The sequence below is a fragment of the Halodesulfovibrio sp. MK-HDV genome, from assembly GCF_009914765.1.
Classification (GTDB): Bacteria; Desulfobacterota; Desulfovibrionia; order Desulfovibrionales; family Desulfovibrionaceae; genus Halodesulfovibrio.
In genome coordinates this window covers 64,293-81,270 of record NZ_WYDS01000013.1, presented here as the reverse complement: position 1 = coordinate 81,270, position 16,978 = coordinate 64,293, and the positions used below count along the sequence as shown (strand labels likewise).

Annotated in this window: 13 protein-coding genes; 9 read left to right on the top strand and 4 right to left on the bottom strand. The window is 45.0% G+C overall.

What is annotated here, in order from left to right; all coding sequences use genetic code 11:
- Positions 1-171: 171 nt before the first annotated feature.
- From MKHDV_RS11445 to MKHDV_RS11435, 3 genes are read left to right on the top strand one after another with little or no spacing between them, the layout of a single operon-like run.
- Positions 172-1,104, top strand: a complete 933-nt coding sequence (locus MKHDV_RS11445; protein ID WP_160715402.1) for a radical SAM protein — start codon at positions 172-174, stop codon at positions 1,102-1,104.
- Complete coding sequence (locus MKHDV_RS11440) at positions 1,086-1,961, top strand: substrate-binding domain-containing protein (RefSeq protein ID WP_160715400.1); 876 nt, start codon at positions 1,086-1,088, stop codon at positions 1,959-1,961. The genes MKHDV_RS11445 and MKHDV_RS11440 overlap by 19 nt, the downstream gene beginning before the upstream one ends.
- Complete coding sequence (locus MKHDV_RS11435) at positions 1,954-2,709, top strand: 4Fe-4S binding protein (RefSeq protein ID WP_160715398.1); 756 nt, start codon at positions 1,954-1,956, stop codon at positions 2,707-2,709. The genes MKHDV_RS11440 and MKHDV_RS11435 overlap by 8 nt, the downstream gene beginning before the upstream one ends.
- 248 nt (positions 2,710-2,957) lie before the next feature.
- Here MKHDV_RS11435 and MKHDV_RS11430 read toward each other — a convergent pair whose 3' ends face one another.
- A complete protein-coding gene (locus tag MKHDV_RS11430; RefSeq protein WP_160715396.1) occupies positions 2,958-3,758 on the bottom strand; it encodes an EFR1 family ferrodoxin in 801 nt (266 codons plus the stop codon).
- Positions 3,759-3,952: 194 nt separating this feature from the next.
- On the opposite strand from MKHDV_RS11430, the gene MKHDV_RS11425 reads away from it, so the two are divergent.
- Both MKHDV_RS11425 and MKHDV_RS11420 read left to right on the top strand, forming a co-directional pair.
- Positions 3,953-4,540 (top strand): TetR/AcrR family transcriptional regulator, encoded by a 588-nt coding sequence (locus tag MKHDV_RS11425; RefSeq protein WP_160715394.1) that lies wholly within the window; start codon positions 3,953-3,955, stop codon positions 4,538-4,540.
- A 522-nt stretch (positions 4,541-5,062) separates the two neighbouring features.
- On the top strand, positions 5,063-5,212 hold the full coding sequence (locus MKHDV_RS11420; RefSeq protein WP_160715392.1) for a transport-associated protein: 150 nt from the start codon (positions 5,063-5,065) through the stop codon (positions 5,210-5,212).
- A gap of 187 nt (positions 5,213-5,399) precedes the next feature.
- On the opposite strand, the gene MKHDV_RS11415 is transcribed toward MKHDV_RS11420, so the two are convergent.
- A complete protein-coding gene (locus MKHDV_RS11415) occupies positions 5,400-7,184 on the bottom strand; it encodes a sigma 54-interacting transcriptional regulator (RefSeq protein WP_174239239.1) in 1,785 nt (594 codons plus the stop codon).
- A 17-nt stretch (positions 7,185-7,201) separates the two neighbouring features.
- Complete coding sequence (locus MKHDV_RS11410; protein WP_160715388.1) at positions 7,202-10,891, bottom strand: ATP-binding protein; 3,690 nt, start codon at positions 10,889-10,891, stop codon at positions 7,202-7,204.
- Positions 10,892-11,935: 1,044 nt separating this feature from the next.
- Between MKHDV_RS11410 and MKHDV_RS11405 the strand changes: the two genes are divergently transcribed.
- From MKHDV_RS11405 to MKHDV_RS11390, 4 genes are all read left to right on the top strand, one after another.
- Positions 11,936-12,934, top strand: coding sequence for a TRAP transporter substrate-binding protein (locus MKHDV_RS11405; protein WP_160715386.1), 999 nt, complete (start codon positions 11,936-11,938; stop codon positions 12,932-12,934).
- A 65-nt stretch (positions 12,935-12,999) separates the two neighbouring features.
- Positions 13,000-13,542 (top strand): TRAP transporter small permease, encoded by a 543-nt coding sequence (locus MKHDV_RS11400; RefSeq protein ID WP_160715384.1) that lies wholly within the window; start codon positions 13,000-13,002, stop codon positions 13,540-13,542.
- A gap of 2 nt (positions 13,543-13,544) precedes the next feature.
- Entirely contained in the window at positions 13,545-14,825 is a 1,281-nt protein-coding gene (locus tag MKHDV_RS11395) for a TRAP transporter large permease (protein ID WP_160715382.1), read from the top strand.
- A 384-nt stretch (positions 14,826-15,209) separates the two neighbouring features.
- On the top strand, positions 15,210-15,929 hold the full coding sequence (locus MKHDV_RS11390) for a carbon-nitrogen hydrolase family protein (RefSeq protein WP_160715380.1): 720 nt from the start codon (positions 15,210-15,212) through the stop codon (positions 15,927-15,929).
- 231 nt (positions 15,930-16,160) lie between these two features.
- Here MKHDV_RS11390 and eutJ read toward each other — a convergent pair whose 3' ends face one another.
- Positions 16,161-16,976: an ethanolamine utilization protein EutJ gene (gene eutJ, locus MKHDV_RS11385; RefSeq protein ID WP_160715378.1), complete on the bottom strand. Its 816-nt coding sequence runs from the start codon at positions 16,974-16,976 to the stop codon at positions 16,161-16,163.
- Positions 16,977-16,978 lie beyond the last annotated feature (2 nt).

The window sequence follows — 16,978 nt, the reverse complement described above, 5'->3', positions numbered from 1 at the left end:
GCTACATTTTTTTGCTTAACTACCTACCCACTTTTCTGTCGAATGATCACGTCCCAATAGTACAAAATCTATAGAGTTCCTCTAGACGTATCGAGAAAACCTATTTTTTCCTGCGTTATAACTATGATATAGCCAGTGCTCTTTGTTTTGTTCTCTTAACAGGATGCACTTATGAACACCCCTTCTTTGTCTTCAGCATGTTCCCTGCAGACCTGCGGCGCGCCGAATACGGCGAGTTATGCCCCTCAGCCACTGCATAGTGTGCATAGTGATAAATCTGCTCAACTCCCGTTTCACCCATGCTTCAATGAAAAAGCACATGGACGGATTGCCCGTATCCATGTGCCTATTGCTCCACGCTGTAATTTGGCGTGCGGTTACTGTGAGCGTGTAATTTCTCCCCCTGCAGACCTTACAGGCCCGGGGTCTACTTCTGAAGTGCTCGATCCTGAACAGGGTATCGAAAGAACAATGAAATTCCTTCAGCAATACGGTGACAACTCAATTGTCGGAATCGCCGGTCCCGGAGATCCTCTGGCAAACTCCGAAACAATCACATTTCTGGAGCAGATACAGAAACAAGCACCGCACATCGCGACCTGCTTATGCACTAACGGATTAGCACTTCCCCAATACGCAGAAAAACTTATCGCCCTCAACATCAACACGCTTACTGTCACCGTTAACGGAGTTACACCGTCTGTAATTGCACAAATGCAGCCACGGGTATTTGACTCCGGCAGATGGCTCACAGGAGAAGAAGCCGGTCATCTTCTGATTTCACGCCAGATGGAGGGACTGCGAAAAGTTGCTGGAAAAATGACATTAAAGATTAACATGGTCATCGCTCCTGAAATTAACATGAGTGAAGTAGAAGCTGTTATGCAACTTGCCGTGGACCATAACGTGCAAGTCTTTAACCCGATGCCTCTAATTCCACGCCATGCTTTGAGCTCTACACGAAAACCCACACGCGACGAGATCAAACACATTTATTCGCTATGCCCCCCTTCGCTTTCACTTTTCACAAAATGCAAACAATGCCGTGCTGATGCAGCAGGAATTCACGGCAAGGAGCACTCCAAATGTCCGACGATCAGCTAAAAGTAAATCGCCGAAAATTTTTAGCCGCTGGCGGCACAGCACTGGCGGCAACCATGGTACCAAACCTAGCAGGCGCCGCTGAAGCGGAAGCAACAACCACTATATATGAAGGACAATCACTACAGGTCTGGTCATGTGGTGGTCTGGCAGAAGCCTTTATGCCTGCAAATGCCATGTACGAACAGCAAAGCAATGCTGCCATTAGCTACACAGGCGCATTCGCAGGAGCTTTAGGAAAATCGCTTCTTGGCAGTGCCCAAACAGAAGTATTTGCACCACGTGTTCTCGGGCTTGCAAAAAAACTTAAAGCGCAAGGCAAAATGCTTGCCTTCCAGCCGCTATGTTTTACCAAGTACGTCCTCATCACGCCTAAAGGAAATCCGGCAGGCATTGAATCAATTCAGGATTTAAAACGGGATGATATTAAAACGCTCTGCTCGCCTGACTCTTCCCCTCCAGGGGGTAAGGCTGCCATGGGTGTTCTCAAAAAAAGCGGTGTGTTGCCGGAAGCAAAAGCAAAATCCATCTACATGGGTTCCTGCGTTCAGCATGATGTTGCAGACGTAGCCGCTGGCAAAGCAGATGCTGCTGTTGTTGAGCTTCGCATTACCCGCCTTCCACGCTACAAAGACGCATTTGATGTCATTGAAATTCCGGAAAAGTTCTTTCCTGCTCCACCTCTCCCATTCACTATCGGGGTTATGAAATGGGCTAAAGATCCTGACTTCGCGCACGATTTTGTATCATTCATTACATCCGAAGCTGGACAAGCGCACTTTGCAACTGCCGGATTCATCCCTGCTCTTTCTGAAGAAGGCGAAAGACTGACGGCAAAATACGGAGTTACCGATGCCTAATTCGCGACTATCACCCCTCACCCGTCTATGGCCTCGACGAGTAATACAAGCTGTATCTTTCTTTATGCTTGCAGAGTTCTCCTACTATGGAATTTTCCGATGTCCATTTGCAGTGCCATACGTAAGCTGTGCAAACTGTCCTGTCGTGCAGTGCCCGGGTAAAAAGCTCTGGTACATCGTGCTTGTTGGTATTGCAGTTTCAGCATTATTCTTTGGCAGGGCATTCTGTGGATACGCTTGTCCTGTGGGAACCATTTCCGAACTATTCAGCTCTGTAACCATTGCGAAACGAAAAATTTCTCCGGTTATCAAGTCCATTGCTCAAAAGGGGAAGTACATTGCCGCAATCGGCGCTGCGTATCTCTTCTTTGCAATGCAGAACCCGCGCTGGGCTGTTCCGATTCGCACTGGTGAATTCATCAACTCCACAATGCTTACATTCGAACATGCAAACTTGCTGTGGCTTTCCCGCACCCTATTCGTTGTTGCCGCTATCGCACTCGGGCTTGTTATTCCATACTTCTTTTGCAGATTTGTATGTCCTACAGGTGGTGTTCTGGAATTTTTCAACCGCTTCTCATTCTTCAAGTATACAATGGCATCAACGTGTACAGACTGCGGTAAGTGTTCCCGCACTTGCAAACAGGATACGCGCCCTGCGGAAGCTAACTGTACAAACTGTGGAGCCTGCAAGAATGTATGTCCTGTCGATGCTATTTCCATAACTACTCCTTTCACTAAAAAGTAACTGGTCTGCTTCATAAAATATAAAAAGGCTCTTGCGATGCTTCGCAAGAGCCTTTTTATGTATTTTCATTCAATAATTTTCAGCAAAAACAGTTACAGATCACTTCGAAGATAATCATGAAAACATTATGGAACATTTGGGCTGCTTACGGATACGAACAAGAGCATCTATGTCATATTTTTCCAACATGTTATTAAGCAGCCTTTATTTTTTTTTCACGAACCCACTGGCGAAACGAGTAACTAACATTATAGAAAACATTCCAGTTTTTTGGGTTCACTATAAAGCGTATTGAGTCTTATTGAGGCATCTTTTACTGGACCAGATTTTATACTTCTGGCGCTGTTAGGACAGTTTTTAATACATGCACAACACGTGATGCATTTTACCTGATCAATAATGGTACTATGTAGTAAATCGATAGCGCCTACAGGGCATACGTCTGCACAAACACCACACTGTGTGCATGAGTTATCTACTGCAATAAAGTCCACATCCCATAGCTTCGTCACTCCCCCATAAGGATAACTTCCGGGTACAGATACACTAGATATCTGTGAAGTTGATGAAATCGATTGTAGCTTTTCATGTATGTTCTGCCCGAAGACTTCAGCACAATTTAAGTCGTCTTCAGTGGGCCGACCCAGTGCTACTGGAGTCTCGAAATTTGAAAACGAGTGTTCGCCAACGAATGCTGCACCGGCAATGGAGATACAGCCACAATCCTGTAGCATATCCTTTAATTCAAGTAGTGCATTCTCATATTCGCGATTACCATAGACAACAACACAGACCGCGGGAGTTTTTTTAGCTTTTATCATCTGTAACCATTCAGTTAACAATGCCGGAACCCTCCCCATATATACGGGAACCGCAACTACAAGCAATTCATCTTCTGAAGTCAGTAACGGCTGTATTCTTGCCTCTGGCTTGGTTATATCTATTAGTTCCGTAGAGCTTGAATTAAGACCACGCGCAATGCCATGGATAACCGCTTTAGTTGTTCCAGTAGGTGAAAAATATACTAATTTTACAGATTCGATTTTCATTTCATTTGCTCCATCAATCACCTGTGAATTTCACATGTAATACATCTAATATACCATTTTATTAACAACTGTTTTTGACCAGTGCCTCACACAAATATCTTTTTCTAATTTCGTTACGGTACGTAACGTAAATAAACTTGCCAACAAATGTCAACCATGGCAAAAGATTCTTCAGAGGGTACCGAGGAGGAAGCATGATGAAAGCAAAAATAGGACGTCCCAGAAGCGAGAAGTCGCAGGAAGCGGTAATAAAAGCGACACATGAGTTGTTACATGAACAAGGTGGGGCTGGATTAACCATCGAGGCCATCGCAAGACGTGCTAACGTCGGCAAACCGACTATCTATCGCTGGTGGCCCACATTGGCAGACATAGTGCTGGAAGCCGTCCTCCTTCAAGCTGCTACAAAGATAATGGTTATTCATTTTGAATCGTTACAAAAAACGCTTAGTCAGTTCCTGAAACAATCGATGAAAACTATCACTGATGGCGACGGTGCACATCTTCGCTTCCTTATGGCGCATGCACAAAAGGACGAAGATTTTCGCAAAAGATTCAGGGATAATTTTACTGCACAACGACGCACGGTCTTACGCTCTATTTTTCTACAAGCAATGGAGCGTGGACGGATTAGCCCCGAACAGAATCTGGAAATGTTGATTGATATTGTTTTTGGCACCATGTGGTATCGCCTGCTCATAGGTCACGCTCCAATGGACGAGTCCTTTGCAGATGAGTTGACCGAGGTAGTCATCAAGTTAGTTCAGGTCAGCCCAGCGTAATCAGATACGGCATAGTTGATTTGATTCACCCAGTTCAAGCATACCGTGAACAACACCTTGCTCATTAAAAGTGCGAAATATCATGAACACCCGAAACATGTCCGACACCACAACCTCTTAATTTACCACCCTTATTAAACACTTCTCACTCTTCTAAGCCGTTGGCCGAGCATTCTAATTCTTCATGGCGCACCATTAAATGAACAAAGATTTACGTGTAAGCCCGTACTTATAAATACAGCAGGTTAGGTTACAACAAAGTCCTGTCATTATCTGTGACAGGGCTTTGTTGTAACTTTACTGCGCGACCTTATCGATTGACCTTGATTCCAACTTTCAAGATACTACCGATCTCCAGTATATAGTATGCATAATGAGAATCTACTTCTACTACACATTACATACTGTTCTCATTGGAGTTACTGACAAATGCGCTGCTACAACCTTTACTACCTCACCGCTATTACTAACAAATTTGAAATTAGTATGCTTTAAGCGGATTTTCCATCTAAGGATATTGTTATGAAACGTATTGTCACTCTTCTTCTTGTTGCAACATTAACGCTCCCACTTATGGGGTGCAAAGAAGATGGTCCTGCAGAAAAAGCAGGCAAGAAAATCGATCAGGCTGTCGAAGACGCCAAAGAAAAAGCCAATAAGCTTTTTGAGTAACTTACGGACACGGGAAAGAGCATCGCTCAGCACAACATTCTTATGGATAAAATATTTATCTCGTGCTCTTAACCGCATTACATTTTTCAAAACCAACTCAAGTTCAGCCCAAATAAAAACTCCCTCGCAGATTTTTCTACGAGGGAATTTTTATTTATCTTGAAAAGTTCAGCCAAGGTAAAAGCTCTTATGCTTCATCAATACCGTGCTGCTTCATTTTACGGAATAACGTACGTCTATCGACTTGCAAAGTTCGAGCGGTATGCGATCGATGCCATTCATTCGCTTTCAAAATATCCATAATATACTGACGTTCAAAACGTGACATTGCGGTATCAAGTGGCTCCTGAAGCACTTGCATTCCAACTCTGTTGCTCCCAGTAATAATACGTTCCCCGCCCAACGAAAGGGTTCCGAGGTTTAAATACTGGTGCAAAGCATTCTGCATTTCCCTGATATTACCCGGCCAGTCATAGGTCATGAATGCATTGAGGACTTCCGTTGTAATCTGTGGTCGGCCATCCAGTTCCGGCAACACTCTAAGGAAGTGATCGATAAGCAACGGAATATCTTCTTTGCGGTCGCGCAATGGCGGAATGTAGATAGGCACAACATGAATACGGTAATAAAAGTCGCTTCGCATTTGCCCTTGCTGAACCAGCTCCATCAGATCTCGGTTTGTTGCCGCTACAATGCGTGGACGAGTATGCACAAGCTCTGTGCCCCCTACTGGGGTAAACCCGCCGCCTTCAATAGCACGCAACAATTTAATTTGTCCGATAAGGCTAATTTCACCTAGTTCATCAAGGAAAAGAGTTCCGTCATCTGCCTGCTCTAAATACCCTTTGCGACTTCCTACCGCACCGGTAAATGCACCTTTTTTATGTCCAAAAAATTCACTCTCAAAAAGTTGTTCAGGAATAGCACCGCAGTTTACAGGAACATAATTTCGATTAAATCGGGAACTGTTGTCATGCACAGCACGGGACACAAGTTCTTTACCTGTGCCAGACTCGCCATACACAATCACGTTGTCGTCGGTTGCTCCAGCCTTCAGAATCATTTCATAAATGTTCTGCATCGGTTCGGAGTTGCCAACAATGTTACCAAAATAATGCGCCTTCATTTTACTTTTAAGCTGGCGGTTTTCTTCGCAGATACCAAGTTCCTGCATTTTACTTTCAGTAACGTCAGAAATAAAACCTTCAATGGCAAACGGAGTTCCGTCGTCGTCATATAGCCCTACGGCCTGTTCACGAACCCATCGGGAATCTCCCGATTTAGGCTGAATCCGGTAAACGTGTTCGAAACGCAAACGGGCAGCCAAAGCAGCCTGCAAACGTTCTGTAAGTTCTATTCTGTCATCTTCTGCGACAACAGAGATAAACGGCTCCATGCCATCTTCTGTGAAATGCGTATGGGGAAAGCCAGTAATTTCATGAGTTCCAACGCTCATAAATTGCATAGTCCGCAACTTATCCACGTCACTCCGGTAGGCAATTCCCGGTAAGTTATCCATAAGAGTATTCAGCTGGCGGCGGTTTTCACTCAGTTCCTGCTTTACGAGTACGTTCTTTTCTTCAAGACGTTCCCGCATACCCTTTAGAAGCAAATGAGTATGAACCCTTGCAACCACTTCTGCCTGATGGAACGGCTTGGTTACATAGTCTACGCCCCCAACGCTGAACGCGCGGGTTTTATATTCGGGGTCCTGCATACTGGAAATAAATATCACCGGAATGCTGCGCGTCGCTTCCTGCTGTTGTAGTTCCTCACAAACGGCAAAGCCATCCATGTCAGGCAATACAATATCCAACAGAATAAGATCCGGTCGCTGCACAACGGCATGTTCCAGCGCTTTTTCACCGGTTTTAGCCACAACCAGCGCATATTTTTCTTGAAGGTTATCTACAAGAATGCGCAGGTTTACCGGATTGTCATCAACAACAAGAATTAACGGTTTTTTTCTCACAGTGTTTCTCATCCTTCCTATGCATTTCTAAAAGTAGAAACCGACTCACATGCAAGCAAATGGCTTCGTGCTTTTTCATAGTCATACTGGAAAACTAATGATTCCAAAGCAACAGAATCCGCCTGCGGTAGGAACGCAACAGCTTGCGGCAATAATTCTTCAATTTTAACAGGATCGGCAGCCTTCAGAGCAACCGCAAGACTCTTTGCAACGGCAATATCAGAAGCGGTAAGCGGTATTCCTGCTGTATCAACAACAGGCACCTGCACAAATTCATTTTTAGCAGCCACTTCTTCAAGCAAAGGCGTTAACTCCCGATCAAGTGAAAGAATAAGATCATCCATTCCAAGCGGTGTGCTTTGCCCATTTACAACACGTTCCGCACGCATTTCAATTTGCTTAGCTATTGTGCCGCTCTGTGCTGCTCCGATATTGGAAGCCGCACCGGAAATAGTATGCGCAATCTTCATTACATGCTCATACTCATGGTTAACGCGAGCTATACGCAAAGTTTCAATAGCCTCAGCGTGTTCCTGAGCAAAAAGCTTCAGCAGACGATCAAAAGAATCCTGAGTTACTCCCAAACGCTTTGCCACCTCTGTGCAAATGCCATACGGCACAGACAATGTCTGATTGTCTCCTGAATAATCTTGCACAGATGCTTCCACTTCGCCCTCCGCGTTCAACGCATTTGCAATAGTTGAGTACAGTGACTCTTTGCCAAACGGTTTAGACAAATAAAAGTCCATTCCTGCGTCCTCAGCTCGCTGCCTGCTTCCCTTAATCGCATGCGCTGTTAACGCAATCATAGGCGGTGCAACAGAACCAAGTTCTTTAGTAATCAGCGCTGCGGCTTCATACCCGTCCATTTCTGGCATCTGGATATCCATGAGCACAACGTCATATGTAATCTTACGTACCGCTTCTACAGCTTCACGCCCGTTCGTTACAAACGTAAGCAGTCCACCTGTCGGTTCCAGAAGCATGGTGACAATTTCGCGGTTGGTCTGAGTATCCTCGGCAATAAGAATTCGCTTCCCTTCAAATCGGTCTTCATCAGGCATTCCAAGCGAACTCATTTCGGCATCAGCAAGCACCGCGTCTTCTGCTCCAAGCATGGTGCACAGAGAGCTCAGCAGCATACGCATGGTCAGAATATCTGTAACCAAATGTACATGCTCTGGGAGTTTAGAACTTCCGAGCACAAGCTTGCCGTGCTTTGCAGCCATGAGCAGAACAGGAATAGGTTCACCATTATCAGTAAAGTGGAATAAACGTTCCGGACGCTCAGCCAATGGAATATTGTGGCCGATACAAATAACGTCCGGCTTCACAACACCTGACTCAAGCTTCAACACGGCGTCGTCCACACCATAGGCAATAGAAGACATCATATCGATAGCATTAAAGTGAGAGCGGATAACACTGCCGGATTGTTCCGATTTTGTAACCACGAGAGCAACAATATTCGTCAGCTCTTCTGGTAATTCCCATTTGTCACAACAGGATGCTTCCAGTTCAAACGGAATAGAGAATGCGAACAAGCTACCAACGCCCTGTTCTGACTCTGCCCAAATTTCGCCGCCCATATGTTCAACCAGCTGCTTACAGATACTCAAGCCAAGGCCAGTACCGCCATAGCTGCGTAATTCAGGCGCACTTAATTGCTGGAATGGAATAAACAATTGTTCCATAGAACCGGACGGAACACCGATGCCGGAATCCTGCGCAAAGCACTGCAATAAAATATTGTTTTCACTGATTTGGTGATAGCGGAATGACAAAGAAATCGTACCGCCGGGAGGAGTAAACTTCAGCGCATTACTTGTGAGATTCAACATCACCTGTTGCAACTTACCCGAATCACCACATAGTTTTGTTGGCACACTGGATGGAAGATCAACAATGAATTCAAGATCTTTTGCCGCAGCTCTGCCCAGAACAAGGTTACATACTCGTTGAATAGTGCTGTCGAGATGGAAAGGCATATTTTCTACAGCAACGTGACCAGCTTCAATCTTGGAAAAGTCCAGAAGCTCGTTAATAATGTCGAGCAACGTAAAAGAGGAATCCAAAATATTTCTCAAGTACTTTCGGACAGGCGGTGATGCTTCAAGCATACGAACCTGTTCCGCAAAAGAGATAATACCATGCAAAGGAGTTCTGATTTCATGACTGATACTTGCAAGAAACTGGCTTTTTGCCTGTGTCGCCGCATCCGCAGCTTCTTTTGAACGCTGCAATTCCTTGTTCATGTCTCTCAGATCACGAGTACGTTCTTCAACACGTGATTCAAGTTCAAGGTTGGCTTTGCTCAACATTTTCTCATATTGAACACGAGTAGTTACGTTACGAACGGAACCAACAAATTCCGCCGGATTGCCTTCTGTATCAAAAAGCATTTTACCGGTCACAGAACAATGCATTGCGTACTCGCCAGTGCCGAAGACAAAAGCAAAGTCTTCTAACTTTCCACGCTTACGCAGTTCCTTTTTTAGAACCTGAACAACTTCAGGATCTAAAAAATCGTAAATAGAAGCTTTTTGTGCTTCTTCTGGAGTCCACCCGAAAACCTGTTGAATAGAAGGGCTGACCTCACGAATACGTCCGTCAGGAAGTGCCTGAAAGTATACGTCCTGAATGTTCTCAAAAATTCTTCGATAACGCACTTCACTGTTTCGCAACGCAGCCTCAACAGAGTCACGTTTAATTAACTCAGCATTCAGTTCGCTTGTTTTTTTATCTACGAGTTTTTTAAGAGAAAGGTTCCACAGCACAATAATGCATGTAGCACCGATGAGGAATGTGAAGCACATCAATATGAGAACAATAGCGCGCGTGGAAACAGGATCAACCTCTTCCATGCGAACCCATTTACCAACAATGGCACTATGTTCTTCTGAAGTAATATTATGCAGTGCCTTGTTCAAAATGCTCTGCAATATTGGCAAGTCCTTGTTGATGCCGATAGACAAACTTGCGGTTAACCCCACAACGCCGCCTACCTGCAAATCAAGTACGCCACTCTTTTTAATCTGATGTGTGATGCTGAATTGGTAATCTACAAGAGCATCCGACTGTCCGAACGCTACACGCTGCAAGCCCTCTTCACTATTATCCACCACATCAATGATGATATCCTTATAATAGTCCTCAAGGTAATCATGCCATGCATAACGGCGGACAACGGCAACACGCTTACCGCTTAAGTCATCCAGAGTAAGGTCTTTCCAGTCACCCTTTCGCACAACAATAATGCCGGGCATTTTAATAAACGGTGCACTGAAATTAAGAAAATCGTCTCGGCTGGGAGTTCGCATCAACGCGGCAATCATATCAAGCTGCCCATCGCGCATGTTCTGCATTACCTGCGTCCATTCGCCCACAGCAGAAATGACAAACTTTAACCCTGTAAGCTTTTCAAGGATACGCAGGTAATCACTTGTCATACCTACATGCTGCCCTTCGTCCGTCTTGGCTTCAATGGGGAAAAAGTTGTTATCGATACCGACACGCACAGTCCCATGCTTCGAAAGCCAGTCGCGCTCTTCCGGTGAAAAGTTCGCCCACACAAACTCTTTGTTCTCAATCAACCGTTCAACGGTATTGTCACGAGAGTCCAAAGAAAAGAGCACTGTTTTGTATATCGCTCCCATTCCTAGAAGCAACATTCCACACACAAGAAGAGTCAACATTTTTAGGCGCATTCAGCCTACTCCTGGAACCACAACGGATGACTACCGCATAGTTTATCTAATGATAATTACTCAACATATACATCCTGCTGCCACAGGATCCATATTCTTTCTTATTCACCACCCTATCATTATATATAATAGAGCGGTTAGGGCCTGACTGCATTGCGCTGCATTCAAATAAGATCTGTACATGCAGGCAAAAAGGGCTCGCAATATGTGCCATTACCTATGCAACATCCGTTCTCAACGGGTTGTTATCTAAGGCACAAGCTCTGCACACGTGCAGATTATAATAACTCGCTCACTCATCATGCTAATTTTGCACTACATTTTGGCTGGTTATAAAAAGCACATACCAATTGATTACAATCGCTAGCTGTGAAATGAGACATAATAGTCCTATTTTCCTCCCCAAGTGGAACAACGTATTCGGGACAAAATCAGTTTGGGTCATTCTTGTCTCAAAAAAGGAGGAAACAGACCTTAACATAACCAATCCGTGAGTCAAAATCGTAAAAACGTGTTGCACTTTTGCACTTAAAGTTACGACCTCAGACACCCTATTGATTTTTGGGACTTTTTTGTCACACGTATATCCCCTTGATACGCGCCTTTTTTCACAAACGACCATGGTGGGACATTTATGTCGCAACATAAATCAGTGTATTTTCAGCATGTTATCTGAAAGATGCAAAAAAAGGGACACCTCTGTCCCACTTTATTCAGGCCCGCATGCCCCACTGTAACCACCCGAAATACCAAATTGTTAACTATTACTTAATGATATCAACAAATTTTCTTACAAGTGCAAATTTTGGTCTCTTCTTTGCTCTATACTCAGCATATGGTTTATGCCCTCGGGAAACGACATGACCTGTCCCACCAGTTAAAACATGTCGTTTCCCTCCGGACAAAAATTTCTTCAGCATAAGAAATACTACCCCCGACAACTTTCGGCCAGTTGAAGGGGGGTGAATAACAACCTTATTCCATAACGACAGTTACACGCTCTGTTAGAGGCGTATCTATTGTGGAATACATTCAGGAGGAAGTATGTTTAGGAAAGCTTTAGTGCTCGTTGCACTGGTAGCAATGATGACAGTTTCATCTGTATCATTTGCACAGGATCCAAGTATTTTGCGCGTTGGCATGGGCGACCCGATTGATTCCGAAATGGGTGCTATCGCAACCCGCTTTAAGGAAATCGTTGAAGGTCGTACTGATGGCAAAGTAGAAGTACAGATTTTCCCAAGTGGTCAGCTCGGTGATGAAACCGAAATGATCCAGAACGTTCGTCGCGGCAACCTCGACATGGCAGTAGTTGGTATCGCGAACACCGTTCCTTTCGTTAAAAAGCTTGGTCTGCTTACCTTGCCTTACCTTTTTGAGAACATGTACGACGTAGTACGCGGTGCTACTGGTCCTGCTCACAAAATGCTTAACGAATTTGCAATCAACGAAGGTCGCTTCCGCGTTCTTGGTTGGACTTACACTGACTACCGTTACCTTTCTAACTCCGAGCGCCCAATCAAAAAACTTGCTGACATCAAAGACATGAAATTCCGTGTTCCACAGTCAGCAGTTATTCTTGAAACTTACCGCTCTTGGGGTGCAAACCCAGTGCCTATCTCTTGGGCTGAAACATTTACAGCTCTCCAGCAAGGCGTAGTAGATGGCCAGTGCTACGGTTACATCACTTTCCAGGCTGCTAAGTTCAACGAAGTACAGAAGTACATCACTGAAGTACATTACACTTACCAGCTCCAGCCAATGATGATCTCTGAGAAACTTTACCAGAAACTTTCTCCTGAAATGCAGCAGATCGTTGTTGAAGCTGGCCGTGAAGCTCAGGAATTCTGCCTCGCATTCCAGCTCGTAGACGCTGGCCGTGCTAAAGCAGAGCTTATCGCTTCCGGTATCCAGATTGATACTCTCGAAGACGAAGCTCAGTGGAAAAAACTCGCAATCGAAAACGTATGGCCTAAAATGACCGACTTTGTTGGCGGACAGGAAGTGCTTGATCGTTACCTCGGTTACATCGGCAAAAAATAGTCTCGCAGATACTACAGAGCCGGTGGTAACCACCGGCTCATTTCATTTTAATTAGGGGACACCTGATGTTCAAAAAAATCCTTTTTAATATTCTCGACCATGTTGAGAGTTACATCTGCCAAGCACTCCTTGCATTCTTTGTTGTGATTCTTTTCTTGCAGATTATTCTGCGCGAATTTGGCACACCATTGTACTGGAGTGAGGAAGTCGCCCGCTTCTCGTTTGTTTGGTTTGTATTTTTCGGCGCTTCCTATGCGGCAAGGCTCGCTGCTCACAACCGTGTGACGCTCCAATTTAAACTTTTCCCACCTATCGTTGGGGAAGTATCCATGCTTCTCATGGATGTAGTCTGGATCGTATTTAACAGCGTGATGACTTGGAAAGGTATTGAGATCATCCAGGACCTGACCGAATTTCCGTACGCTACCCCTGCGCTCGATTGGCAGCTCAGCTGGGTGTACATGATCTTCCCAATTAGCTTCTCTCTCATGACTGTGCGTATTCTGCAGGTCAACTACATCAAATGGATTCTGAAGCAGGAAATTGAAGACCCTGACAAAGCTGATATTGAAAAGAGTAAAAATGCTCTGAAGGGTGAGGAGGGTTAGTCATGGGTGTTGCAGAAGTCTTATTTCTCACATTTTTGGTGCTCATGCTTTTGGGTGCACCAATTACAGTAGCACTTGGTATGTCTGCCATGTTCTCATTCATGGTAGTAGGTCAGGATCTGAGCACGCTCATCCAGATCGCATTCACCTCAGTTAACAGCTTCCCGATTATGGCATTGCCTGCGTTTGTTCTTGCCGGTGCCTTAATGGAATGTGCGGGTGTATCGAAACGACTAGTTCTCATTGCTGAGAACCTCGTTGGTCCTGTTCGTGGCGGTCTTGCAATTTCGACAGCTCTTGCTTGTGTATTCTTCGGCGCTATTTCTGGTTCCGGCCCGGCGACTACTGCTGCGGTTGGTATGCTGATGATTCCAGCAATGATTAAACGTGATTATGATCCGGGCTATGCTGCAGCAGCGACTGCTACTGCAGGTGGCGTAGGTATCATTATCCCACCTTCTATTCCTATGGTTATTTACGGCGTAGCAGCACAGGAATCCATCACTAAAATGTTCCTTGGTGGTGTTATTCCAGGCCTCTTAATTGCTGTTGGTCTTATTTGCATGCATTTATTCAAATGCCGCAACATGCCAGTTCACGAAGAGATGGCTGAATGGTCAGTATCAACTCTTCTGAAGTCCATGAAAGAAGGCTTCTGGGCAATGATGGCACCTATCGTTATCTTGGGTGGTATCTACTCTGGCTTCTTTACTCCGACAGAAGCTGCAATTGTAGCAATTTTCTACACATTGTTTGTTGGCTTCTTCATCTACAAAGAACTCAGTCTGAAGTCCTTAATGAAGTCTCTTGAGACCACATCTTGGCTTACCGGTCGCGTACTCATTATTATGTTTACTGCGTATGCATTCGGCCGCCTACTTGTTCAGTACCGAATTCCAGATCAGATCGTTGAATTGCTTCTTGCATTTACTTCCAACGTAATGGTTGTTTGGATCTTTGTAGTAGTTATTCTTCTGTTCCTCGGCATGTTCATGGAAACCCTTGCAATCATCCTTCTCGTTACCCCGGTACTGCTTCCAGTTATGAAAGCATTCGGCGTGGACCCAATCCACTTTGGTATCGTTCTCGTATGTTGCTGTGGCGTAGGCTTCTCTACTCCACCACTAGGGGAGAACATGTTTATCGCCTCGGGTATTGCAGATGTGTCGCTAGAAGAGATATCGGCGAAAGCTATTCCATTCTGCTGTGTCACAATCGGGGTTATCTTCCTGCTCGTGATGTTCCCACAGCTGATCCTCTTCTTGCCTAAGCTCCTTATGTAATACCTTCAAGCTTGATGCTTGAACACTTACTCGAAAAATTGCGGAGAGCCCGAAAGGGTTCTCCGCTTTTTTTTATACTTTTTACAAGTATGATGATCTACGCGACAGTTCACAGTTCACAGTTTACGCAGTAGTGCAACAGGGGGGCAGGCTTGGGGACATTTATTACGTTGTCTCCGACGGGTAGGCGGGCTCCGCCCCCCTACACCCCCGCAAGGGGGCACTGCCCCCTTAACCCCGTTTTGACCACATTCTCTCCCTACGGGCGATTGTGAGTAAGTATTGCGTAGCAAAAATTGTTGTTGTTTTTCCCAGCGTCAGCAGAGATACTTAAAGAAGATATCTACAGTATTTCATCCAAAAACCGAGCAAAAGGAATAACTCATGCCCGCTACCCTTACTGTTGGACTTGCCCAATTTGAGCCCGCTAAAGGGAACACCGTTAAGAATCTAGCGCAGCACGTCGAACTTATTGAGTACGCGGCAAACGAACAGGTTAAGCTACTTATTTTTCCCGAACTCTCACTGACAGGATACGAGCCGGAGCTTGCTGCTGAACTTGCGATGGAATATACTTCTGCCCCACTTCAAGCACTTCACAAACTTGCTAAACAGCATTCAATGACCATTCTCGCTGGCGCACCTTTGCGTACAAAAGATAATAAGCCGGAGCTTGCTTTAGTCATATTCTCGCCTGATGAACCAATACGCCATTACAGCAAAATCCATCTTCACGGAATTGAGAACACGTATTTCACTTCTGGTAATCAGCACATGACCCTCTCCATTAGCTCTTTTTCTATCGGACTGGCAGTTTGTGCAGACACAGCAAACCCAAAGCATATTCAGAATACGATAGCCGCTGGTGCAGATTGTTACCTTGCCTCTGTGTTATGTTCAGAACAGGGCTTTTCATCTGATTCGGAAATGTTATCAAACTATGCACAGCATCATAACATTGTTATCGGCATGGCAAACTACATTGGACAATCTGGTCCATATAAATGTGCGGGCAGATCAAGTTTCTGGGGTAAAGATGGAAGCATACTGTCTCAAGCCACCAGGAATAATACTTCACTGGTAACAACCTCACTTACAAAGTAACGCTTGATTGTCGCCCTTAGCCACAATTTCTGTAAATATGACAAGAGGCCTATAGTGCGAGTATCAGACAGTGCAGGTCAACTATCGGCAAGTTTGATGATGGAATGGGAACAAGTGTCCTAGGGGTGGGTATTGTCTGTCGGAGATAAAGAACGTCACAAATATTTCAAAGACAAAAAAAAACCGGCTGCCCTTACGGACAGCCGGTTTACTATTTCTAATCGCTCAAACCTAGCGCAATGGTAACGACGCAATAGATAGCGGTGTTAACATAAGTGGCTGGCTTGGAAGATGTACAGGAAGGTTAAGCTCTTTTTCGAAGACAGTTTCAATTCCCGGCAAGCAGCAAGTACCACCTGAAAGAAGAACTGAATCAACTTTAAACCCTGTCATGTGTGATGCAACGATATCACTCACGCGTTGGAGAGTAGGACGTGCAATAGCAAGGATGTTATATTCCTTTGCTTTGCGCTTATACTCTTCTGCGACTTCAAGTTCAACGTCATAATGTCCGGCAATGGTAAGCGAAATATGTTTACCACCAGTCGGTTCATCATCACTGAAAACGATCTCGCCATCTTTAACGATTGCAGTACCAGTAGTACCGCCGCCGATATCAACAACTGCTGCTTTATCCAACTCAAGAAGAGATGCAACACAGCTTGGTTCGTCTTCAACATGGGTCACATCGAGACCTGCGGTTTCCAAAATATTTGTGGAAAGACGCGCATCGGTACCCGGAGGAAAAGAGGTGGAGGCTTCAGTGATTTCGATACCAAGACGTTCTTCCGCCATGGTTATGAATCTGCGAACAACGTCGCAGGCACCAACAAAGTCTACCACAACACCATCACGTACAACTTCTGTCCATTCCAGGAAGACAGCAACAGGCTCGCCTTCACCATCGACAGCCATAAGCACAACATCTGCTGTACCTAAGTCTATGCCGATATGAATTGGGCCTTCAACCGAAACTGGTTCGGTATCATTCATCATGGCTGCGGCGCGATCAAGTCGCTCGCATGCTAACTCCCAAGAAATGGCCATAA

Bases quoted from the DNA above. Each gene is read 5' to 3' on its own strand.
- MKHDV_RS11445 (WP_160715402.1), top strand. From the start codon at position 172: ATGAACACCCCTTCTTTGTCTTCAGCATGTTCCCTGCAGACCTGCGGC.
- MKHDV_RS11440 (WP_160715400.1), top strand. From the start codon at position 1,086: ATGTCCGACGATCAGCTAAAAGTAAATCGCCGAAAATTTTTAGCCGCT.
- MKHDV_RS11435 (WP_160715398.1), top strand. From the start codon at position 1,954: ATGCCTAATTCGCGACTATCACCCCTCACCCGTCTATGGCCTCGACGA.
- MKHDV_RS11430 (WP_160715396.1), bottom strand. From the start codon at position 3,758: ATGAAAATCGAATCTGTAAAATTAGTATATTTTTCACCTACTGGAACA.
- MKHDV_RS11425 (WP_160715394.1), top strand. From the start codon at position 3,953: ATGATGAAAGCAAAAATAGGACGTCCCAGAAGCGAGAAGTCGCAGGAA.
- MKHDV_RS11420 (WP_160715392.1), top strand. From the start codon at position 5,063: ATGAAACGTATTGTCACTCTTCTTCTTGTTGCAACATTAACGCTCCCA.
- MKHDV_RS11410 (WP_160715388.1), bottom strand. From the start codon at position 10,891: ATGCGCCTAAAAATGTTGACTCTTCTTGTGTGTGGAATGTTGCTTCTA.
- MKHDV_RS11405 (WP_160715386.1), top strand. From the start codon at position 11,936: ATGTTTAGGAAAGCTTTAGTGCTCGTTGCACTGGTAGCAATGATGACA.
- MKHDV_RS11400 (WP_160715384.1), top strand. From the start codon at position 13,000: ATGTTCAAAAAAATCCTTTTTAATATTCTCGACCATGTTGAGAGTTAC.
- MKHDV_RS11395 (WP_160715382.1), top strand. From the start codon at position 13,545: ATGGGTGTTGCAGAAGTCTTATTTCTCACATTTTTGGTGCTCATGCTT.
- MKHDV_RS11390 (WP_160715380.1), top strand. From the start codon at position 15,210: ATGCCCGCTACCCTTACTGTTGGACTTGCCCAATTTGAGCCCGCTAAA.
- eutJ (WP_160715378.1), bottom strand. From the start codon at position 16,976: ATGGCCATTTCTTGGGAGTTAGCATGCGAGCGACTTGATCGCGCCGCA.